We start from the raw sequence: 8,452 nt of genomic DNA, 5'->3' as shown, positions 1-8,452 counted from the left end.
TGGAAGACGGCATGCCGGACATGCGGGCGCTCAGCTGCTCGATCATCCTCACGGACAACTACGAGTTCAACGGCCCGCTCATGCTGATCCCGGGGTCGCAGAAATGGTACGTCTCCTGCCCGGGCACGACGCCGGAGGACAACTTCAAACAGTCGCTGAAAAAGCAGGAGACCGGCGTACCGGACAACGAAAGCATGGAATGGCTCACGGAGCAGGCCGGCGGCCAGATTGACCGTGCGACCGGCCCGGCGGGCTCGGTGCTCTTCTTTGACTGCAACACGATGCACGGCTCGGCCGGCAACATCTCGCCGTATCCGCGCAGCAACGTGTTCTTCGTGTTCAACTCGGTGGAAAACAAGCTCGTGGATCCGTTCAGCGGCCAGGAGCCGCGCCCGGAATTTCTGGCCAACCGCCAGGACACTTCCGCTATTGAGCCAACGTCAGAATCTCTGACTGAAGGCACAAAATCCTTTAAATAATTCTTACACCTTTATCGGGCCGTTTCTATTGCGGCCCGATTTTTATATCATTATTGGCATTTCATGGTTTAGTAATACATAAAAAACCCGATCCAAATAAGTGGATCGGTACTGTTTTATCCCGTTTCCTGTTTTCTCCGGTCTACCAGTTTTTTATCAAGCAGCTCTTTTTCTACAAAATCGTTAAGCATCTCGTAAAATTTATCTTTGTCTCCCACAGAGCCTGAAAGCTGCTCCAAATGGTTCATAAAAGTAACCTGGTCGTAGTCCTGGGGAAGCTTCCCGGAATAATTACGGGCAATACTTTTGCCGTAATGCCAGCAACAGTTTTTGTCCTTTGTCTCCAGCGCTTTTGATAAAATAACCAGTGCTTCAAGAAGCGTCAACGTTACTCCCGGCTTTTCTTCTGCGTACGACGCAATATACGTAAATGCAGAGTAAACATAGTAAGAAAACTGTTCATCTTTCATGATCAGCCGGAGTGTATCATTGTCATCGGTTAAATATGAAGTAAAGCGTGTAACCTTGGAAATAGAAAAAACGAGGTCTGTTAACTGATAAATCGCATCCTGGGCGGTCATTGGCTCGTCGTTTCCAAGCGCTTTAATCGCAATTTCAGTCAATTTCCGGATGCCAAACTCGATGTCCTGCACTTCTGTTTTACTTTTCCCAAGATACATCAAGTTACGGTACTTTTTTTCATTAACCGGCAGGTCCGGTTCTTCATTCGTTTTCCAATAAGAAAATATAGGAATGCCTTCAAGTACAAAATCCCCAATTCTTCGATCCAAGCGTACTACGATGCCATCCCTGGCTGCTTCTTTTACAATTTTGCCGAAATCTATGACCTGGATAAAACCGGTCGTTTCACTTGCAACGACATGCGGTTCTCCTTCGGTCTTCGGTTCGTGTACCTCACTTTTACTCTTAGCGCGATGTGCTTCAAGGTCATACAGCAGCGTGTTAAGAATGCGCTGTTGCGATTCTTCTTTCATGTTCGTTGTAATGCTTGGCACCTGCATCCATTTCGTTGCATGGTTGATAAACAATATAAAGTTTATCACCGATACGGCGGTAGCCAATACGCCGAGCACCGGAAATATCGTGTACTGCTCCATCGAAGAAGTCAAAAAGAAAAACCCGATCAGCAGGAAAAAGAAACACAGGTTAAAGACTCCGATGGAATGCTGGGTTCTGCGATCTGAAATAAAATTAAACAAAACCCGGGGCGTAAACTGGCCGGAAAAACTCGTCAAAACGACGAGAATGGAGTTAAATGTAAATGCGTTTAACGTGAGTACACCTGAGAGAAGCGTACTGTACATTGTCTGGGTTAAAGAATACCCAGTAGATAAGATAGGAGCCATGGCAAACGCAGGCTCGAGGCCGAATTCCACGTAGTACGCCCCAATGGCTAAAAGCACAGCCAAAACAATATAGATGGCCGGCAGCACCCAAAGACTCGAGCGGAGTTCATACCACCGCTGTCTTGAGGACATGCTTTTAATCTGCCGTAATTTTTTTGGCATTAATTGATGTAGATAATATTTCAATTTGTTCACCTTTCTGTTGTTTTAATCAGCTGTTTGCAGCATTCATTATGGGCCCCATACATGGAGCCTCCCTCTGTACGTACAGGAGGAAAGCTCAAGAGCAATCATGCTGCTTTAGCTGGTAATTTCTATTCCCTTACTGCCTCTTTGGTTGATATGACCTTCACGTCACACTTTGCTTTTTTCTGAATGGCTTTGGCTGTGTTCCCGAGAAAGATCCGGTCCACTTTAGACGTGCCCGTTTCCCCAACAACAATCATATCTACATTATATTTTTCACATAGGTTTTCCATTTCTTTTTTCGGAATTCCTACTTCAAGCACCGTTTCCACGTCTTTGAGTCCACTCTCTTCGGCCATTTCTTTATAGCCCTTCAGCCGTGTTTCCGCCTGTTTTTTCAATCTTCTGAAACCATGCGGATCCATCCGTTCCAGGGAGGCATAGCCGTTTTTATCCATAACAAATGCGATGATAAGCGTGGCATTATTTTCTTTTGCCAGCTCTTTCGCTTTATCAAATGCATCATGGGAGGAGCCTTCAAGAGCTTCTACTCCTACGAGTATACGATTAATTTGTGCCAATTTCATCTTTCCTTTCTTTTTCTAAATTACTTGGCTCAGCTTTCTGCTTCAGCTTTCACAAAATAGCCTGTGTTTCCTCCGTTTTTCGTCTGTTAACTTTGCTTACTATCTAAAAAAATATAAAAAGCCAGAAAAAGAACGATCATCCTTTTCCTGGCTTATGTTCTGGCTTTTATATCCATTCATTTCCGCCGCATATGAAATTGTCGTCCTGCCACACCCGGACGTTTTTGTTTTTATGGCGTTACTTAAAATTTACCCGTACAATATATGTATTAAACGTTAACGCATAAATGCATTCGAAATCTTTTAAAGGACAGATGCCTTATTCATTATTTATTTTTCGACAGATACTGCCCGCCCTGTCTTGCAGCCGTTCGCATTTTTCAATTTCTGGACCCGCATCAGCACTGCGAGTGGATTCCCATTCAGGACGCCTGGCTCCACATGGATAAATTCCCCTATTTATCCTCAAGAAACGCTGCACACGAGCTGCATATGTTTACAAACCAGGGGGTCGTCCTCCATGGTTTTTACGCCTTTCGCCGGTTGCTGCTTGCTGTTCCGGCCAGTTTCCTTCCAGCTATCGTACTTTATCTTCCGTACGCTGACCGGGTTGGCGTACCATTGTACAATGCCATTTCAAAAAGCCGTCTAAAACATATTTCTTTTAAGAATAGTTAGCTTCCACAGAGACAATAAGCCCAGCTGTCCAGGTATCTTTGGACAGCTGGGCTTGTTTTTATTACCGGTGCACCGTTTTCATTCCTTCTTCAGGGTACCGCATGCCTGCGGCAGCACCTTTAGGAGCAATATCATCAATTGCTTTCATATCGGCCCTCGTAAGTTTAACCTGCAGACTATTAATATTTTCTTGTAGGTACGTACGCCGCTTAGTCCCTGGAATCGCTATCACGCCTTGCTCTCTCAACCAGGCCAGGGCCAGCTGGGAAGCTGTGCATTCTTTTTCTTCAGCTAATTCCTTCATTTTATCCACGAGCTCAAGATTTTTGTTGAAGTTTTCTCCCTGAAACCTTGGAGAAAAGCGGCGGAAATCATCTTCTTCCAAATCCTCAAACTGCTTGATTTGTCCGGTTAAAAATCCTCTCCCCAGTGGGCTGTAAGCTACAAAGGAAACTCCGAGGTCTCTGCAAAGCGGCAGAATTTCATCCTCCACGTCCCGGCTCCATAATGAATATTCTGTCTGCAGAGCCGTAATTGGATGCGTTTCATGAGCCCTGCGAATTGTTTCCGGAGCGGCTTCCGACAAGCCCAAATACCGGATTTTTCCGGCGTCTACGAGTTCCTTCATCGCACCTACCGTTTCTTCAATTGGCACATCCGGGTCCACCCGGTGCTGATAATATAAGTCAATGGTATCAACGCCGAGCCGCTTCAAGCTCGCATCACATGCCTGCTTTACATACTCTGGCCGGCCGTTTACTTCTCCTGTGAGTTCACCCTCATTGCTGTACACGTTCCCGAATTTTGTAGCGAGCACTACTTCTTCCCGACGGTTTTGAATCGCTTCACCAACCAGTCTTTCATTAGTCATCGGGCCGTACATATCAGCCGTGTCGAGAAAATTAATCCCATGATCAAGTGCTGTGTGTATCGTTTTTTTTGACTCTTCATCGTTTAATTTTCCATAAAAAGCGGACATCCCCATACACCCCAGGCCAATAGAGGAAATATGCAGGTCACTGTTGCCAAGCTGTCGTTTTTCCATTACAGGTATTCGTCCTTTCTGGATTAATGACTCTGCTTTTTCAAACAGGTGTCTTTCTGTTCACGCTTTTGTTCCACTTTAAACATTTTCAGTAAACTATTTTTTTCTTAAGCCAGCCCTTTTTATAAGATCATCCACCCGGCGCTCTACATTTTCGTCCGGAAGCAGCGGCGGAGCATGGTGAGGCTTGATGCGGGCATCGATGATCATGCTGTCGCATCCCCAATGCTTGTTTTCATAAAAGCTGTTCACCCCGTAAATATCGTGCGAAGGATTGCTGCGTGTGAAAACGGCCCATAGGAAATTGCGCATCGTCTCACTGACAAAGCTGCTGTCATCGCAGATGATAATCATTGGGGTTTCTTTAACGTCCCACTGCTCATCGAGACGTTCAGCGAAAGCGGATATTTCTTCAGCCGCCTGCCTGTAACTGAAAAACTCTGATGCTTCCACCGCTATTACACCCGGCATCACAAGTTTAGGCGAATGCATCGAACTGTCAGCTGGGAATCCTTCCGGCACGCGTTGACAAAGAGTCCGCTTCACGTCTCCATAAGCCGCGATAATTACCTTGCTTCCTTCATTCAGCCCTTCTCCGCTGTAATCAAGCGTATCAATCGTCGTTTTGGTCTGAAAGTGAAGGTCGCGGCGCAGATTAATCCGCTCAAGCATGTACGTGAAAAAATCCTCCTCCTGATGCGTATCGAGTTCTCTTTCCTGTTCCGCTGTAATAAATAAATATTTAGCCAGGCTTAACTGTCCTGTTCCGAGAATACGATTAGCAATTGTTAACAGCTCCGCCGGCTGCTTCACGCTTTGGAACGGCGTATACCGTTCACTGCCAATAGCCAGCAGAAGCGGATGCACCCCTGCAGCGTCTACAGCATGAACTTCCTTAACTCCGGTAATTTCCTGCTTAATCGCTTCCCCTGTCATTTCGTGGATCACCGCGCCAAACGACGTATCCTCCTGCGGCGGCCGGCCGACTACGGTAAACGGCAGAATAGCCTTGTCTTTGGCATACACCTTATGGACCTTCATGACTGGGAAATCATGCGTCAGGCTGTAATAGCCCAGGTGGTCGCCAAACGGCCCTTCCGGCTTCGTATCCTCTGGATAAATATCACCGGTAATAACAAAATCAGCGTCATGATTAATGCAGTAGCCATCTTCATAGCTGTACTGAAAACGACGCCCTGACAGCATGCCGGCAAACATCATTTCACTCAGCCCCTCCGGAAGCGGCATCACAGCTGAAATAGTATGTGCTGGAGGACCGCCGAGAAAAATACTAACTTTCAAGGGCTCCCCCTTCGCCACAGCCTTCGCCTGATGTACCCCAATTCCCCGTTGAATTTGGTAATGCAGGCCCACTTCTTCATCAGGAATAAATTCATTGCCGCTTAGCTGCACCCGGTACATGCCCAGGTTAGCATTCATCGGCCCTGGTTTCTCCGGGTCTTCCGTATACACTTGAGGCAGTGTGAGAAATGCGCCCCCATCCCGCGGCCAGTGCTGAATCATCGGCAGGTCACTGATGCTTACCTCCCGAAAGTTTTCCGTGACGCTTTTCTTTTTCTTTGGAAGTGCTTTTACTGCCGTCAGTCCGCTGCTCATGTTGTGGAGTGGATGCTTTAGCGCCTGCACCGGGTCATTTCTCATCGCAATAACATTTTGAACCTGCTTCCAATTCTTGCGGAAAATGAATTTGCTGCGTTCGACGCTGCCGAACAAATTAGAAACAGCCTGGAACGGGCTTCCTTTTACGTTTTCAAATAAAATGGCCGGCCCTTCCTGTTCATAGACCCTTAAATGAATCGAAGCCATTTCCAGGTAGGGATCGACCTCTTCCTTGATTCGTACTAAATGGCCGTGCTTCTCCAGATCTTCTACGCATTCGTTGAGGTTTTGATACATATACAGTGCTTCATCCTTCCGAATAGTATTTCGCTTCTTTTCCTATCTTAGTACATTTTACCTTCCTGCTGTATTTATTCATCTTTCAGCCACTATTTTATTTATGCCGATGCAGGCTTTGTCCGCTGCTTTTGCGGCAATGATAAATAAACGACCATCCCGAGTATCAGGCAGGCTCCCAGGCTCTGGTAGAGTCCAAATGGCACATGCAGCCACCATACCGAAGCCAAAATAGCTGCCAAAGGCTCCAGGCAGCCTAAAATACTAGTTTCCTGGGGTTTTAAATACTTTAGGCTTTCAAGATAAAACCAAAAAGCAATCATCGTACCGAAAATAACGACAAAAATTACACTCCCGGCCACGCTCCATGTCCAGCTTTCCCACTCGGCGTCCCACGGAGCATGCAAAAAGCTTACAGCTGCCCCTCCGATCGTCATCGCCCAACCGATGACGTTCATAGACCCCCACGCCGCTAAAAGAGGGCCGGCGTACAGAGTATAGAAGGCAAGCGCCATTCCGGAAAGAACACCCCAGATTACCGCTGCCGGCGGCACGGATAATCCGGCCAGCTGACCATTTGTCAGCAATAGAAATGTGCCAGAAAGTCCTATTAATACGGCACCTGTGTCGCGTATATTCCAATATGTATGCCGGACGGCAAGCAGGTATGCAAGAATGAACGCCGGTGCCAAATATTGCAGCAGCGTGGCCACTGCTGCGTTTCCACTTTCAATGGAGGCCATATATGTATACTGCACGGCAAGCATACCGAACAAGCCGAATATAATCACGGATACAGCACTCTTTTTCTGCCGCCAGATTCCGGTTACTTTTCCTTTATTTCCAAGCATTAAAGAAATGGTTAACAGGAGCAGGCCCGAGAGAAGCAGTCTTACAGCCACCAGCCATTCCACAGGCAGGTGGTGCGTTTCAAAAATATACTGCGACACCGTACCTCCAATCCCCCAGAGAGAAGCACCAATTATTACCAGAAAAAAGCCTGCCGTCCGTCTTTTCTGTTCTGTTTGCATCATTTTTGTCCTTTCTATTGGCCATATTAGCTTTATTTTCCTGCTATTATACGCGGGAGTTCATCCTAATAAAATCATTCCCGGGTTTTCGTCTGCCAGTATATCAAAAAGCCGCCCCCTTTTCGGGAGCGGCGCTGCATGCACTTTTTATTTCGTAATCATTCCTTTAGCTACGGATACGAGGTTCTGCGGACGTTCCGCCAGCCTTCTCATGAAATACCCGTACCATTCTTTGCCAAAGGGCACGTAGACTCTGACGTTGTAGCCTTCCCGCACGAGCTGCAGCTGCAGTTCTGTTCGAAAGCCATACAGCATTTGAAATTCAAATGTGTCATAAGCTATATTCTGGTCTTCCACAAACAGCTTAACCGCGTTAATAATGCGGTGATCGTGCGTGCCGATAGCGGTAAATCCTTCCTGCAGCAGATGTTTTTGAATCATCAGAAAATAATTGGCGTCAACTTCATGCTTGTCTTTAAAAGCGACCTCTTCTTTTTCCTGGTAAGCCCCTTTTACAATTCGGAGGGGCACCTCTGCGAGACTGTCAAGGTCATCGAGTCCCCGCCTTAAATATCCCTGAAGGACAGTGCCTACATTATCATATTCCTTCCGGAGCGTTTTCAGTACCTTCAGTGTTTTTTCATAACGGGAATAGTCTTCCATATCGATGTTTACGAAATTTTGTTTTTCTTTGGCCGCCTGGAGGATTTCCTTCATATTCTCTACGCAGTAGTCCGTATCTATATCAAGACCGAGCTTCGTTAATTTCACTGTCAGCTCTGACTGTACGTTTTTCGCATGGACACTCTCTATAATCTCGATGGTTTTCTGCTTAGCTTCTTCCACCTCTGATTTTTCTGTTATAAATTCACCAAGATGGTCAATGGTCGCTAACAGCCCCTGCTCGTTCATCGACTGAATGGTCGTTAATGCTTCATCAATATCTTCTCCAGCCACTACTTTTGAAGCTCCGAGGTGAATGCCCCACTTTTTGGCGCCCTTTGTCAGCGTCTTGTTTTGGGAAAGAAATATAAAAAACGAACGTGAAATTGTCATAGGTGCACCCTCCTGATCTTTTCAGTACTACACCTAAGTGTTGCAAAATACGTGCCAATATAGCTGGGCCGTCCCCCTTAGGGTTGACCGTAAAAAAAAGCTTTTA

At 46.5% G+C, this 8,452-nt stretch carries 8 protein-coding genes; 2 read left to right on the top strand and 6 right to left on the bottom strand.

Annotated features, from left to right (window positions below; all coding sequences use genetic code 11):
• A partial coding sequence (locus tag CHL76_RS13015) for a phytanoyl-CoA dioxygenase family protein (RefSeq protein WP_198951240.1) occupies positions 1–479 on the top strand: 479 nt, incomplete at its 5' end.
• A 116-nt stretch (positions 480–595) separates the two neighbouring features.
• Here CHL76_RS13015 and CHL76_RS13010 read toward each other — a convergent pair.
• Both CHL76_RS13010 and CHL76_RS13005 read right to left on the bottom strand, forming a co-directional pair.
• Complete coding sequence (locus CHL76_RS13010; protein ID WP_079475654.1) at positions 596–2,008, bottom strand: DUF2254 domain-containing protein; 1,413 nt, start codon at positions 2,006–2,008, stop codon at positions 596–598.
• Between the two features lie 152 nt (positions 2,009–2,160).
• A complete protein-coding gene (locus CHL76_RS13005) occupies positions 2,161–2,619 on the bottom strand; it encodes a universal stress protein (protein WP_079475653.1) in 459 nt (152 codons plus the stop codon).
• A 291-nt stretch (positions 2,620–2,910) separates the two neighbouring features.
• On the opposite strand from CHL76_RS13005, the gene CHL76_RS13000 reads away from it, so the two are divergent.
• On the top strand, positions 2,911–3,297 hold the full coding sequence (locus CHL76_RS13000) for a thiol-disulfide oxidoreductase DCC family protein (protein WP_079475652.1): 387 nt from the start codon (positions 2,911–2,913) through the stop codon (positions 3,295–3,297).
• Between the two features lie 61 nt (positions 3,298–3,358).
• Here the strand turns inward: CHL76_RS13000 and CHL76_RS12995 are convergent, their stop codons facing one another.
• From CHL76_RS12995 to CHL76_RS12980, 4 genes are all read right to left on the bottom strand, one after another.
• Positions 3,359–4,342, bottom strand: coding sequence for an aldo/keto reductase (locus CHL76_RS12995; protein ID WP_079475651.1), 984 nt, complete (start codon positions 4,340–4,342; stop codon positions 3,359–3,361).
• Positions 4,343–4,438: 96 nt separating this feature from the next.
• Positions 4,439–6,259 (bottom strand): UbiD family decarboxylase, encoded by a 1,821-nt coding sequence (locus CHL76_RS12990; RefSeq protein ID WP_079475650.1) that lies wholly within the window; start codon positions 6,257–6,259, stop codon positions 4,439–4,441.
• Between the two features lie 101 nt (positions 6,260–6,360).
• On the bottom strand, positions 6,361–7,293 hold the full coding sequence (locus CHL76_RS12985; RefSeq protein WP_079475649.1) for a DMT family transporter: 933 nt from the start codon (positions 7,291–7,293) through the stop codon (positions 6,361–6,363).
• 144 nt (positions 7,294–7,437) lie between these two features.
• A complete protein-coding gene (locus CHL76_RS12980; RefSeq protein ID WP_079475648.1) occupies positions 7,438–8,346 on the bottom strand; it encodes a proline dehydrogenase family protein in 909 nt (302 codons plus the stop codon).
• Positions 8,347–8,452 lie beyond the last annotated feature (106 nt).

It is taken from the genome of Marinococcus halophilus (assembly GCF_002265875.1).
GTDB classification, from domain to species: Bacteria; Bacillota; Bacilli; order Bacillales; family Marinococcaceae; genus Marinococcus; species Marinococcus halophilus.
Note: the sequence above shows the minus strand (reverse complement) of the source record. Positions and strands in the feature narration are given on the sequence as shown.